The sequence below is a fragment of the Arthrobacter sp. 18067 genome, assembly GCF_902706295.1.
Lineage (GTDB): Bacteria > Actinomycetota > Actinomycetes > Actinomycetales > Micrococcaceae > Arthrobacter.
The window spans coordinates 1-382 of record NZ_CACSJJ010000127.1; the positions used below are offsets into that span (position 1 = coordinate 1).

Sequence of the window (382 nt, forward strand, 5' to 3'; positions counted from 1 at the left end):
ACTTCCACTCGTCGGGGATCACGTCAAGACCGTTCTTGATCGCGAGGCCACGGATGTACGCCCTACGAAGAGCCGGAGCCCAGTCGTCCGTAGCACCCTCAGCCTCAGCGACCAGTTGACGCTCGGCGTTGTCAGACCCGTCAGCGGTCGTGGTGTTCGTCTTCGCCTGCACACCAAGAGCAGTGACGGGAAGATCGGTCTCACCAGCAACCAGGCTCGCCTGCATTTCGAGCTGGTCGATGTGTGGCTGCGGCGAAGACGCAGAGAACTGCTTCACGTCAGCGCGCGGGTTCTCAGCCTCCTCGTCTTCCGGGATGCCCTTCATCCGACCCAACATCACCTGCCAATATGCCTTCTGGCTGCCGTCCGCGTTCTTGAAGAT

1 pseudogene is annotated in these 382 nt (G+C 61.0%); it reads right to left on the reverse strand.

Annotation, left to right across the window (positions count from 1 at the left end):
• A pseudogene (locus GVL04_RS24400) lies at positions 1–382 on the reverse strand (portal protein); the annotation flags it as partial.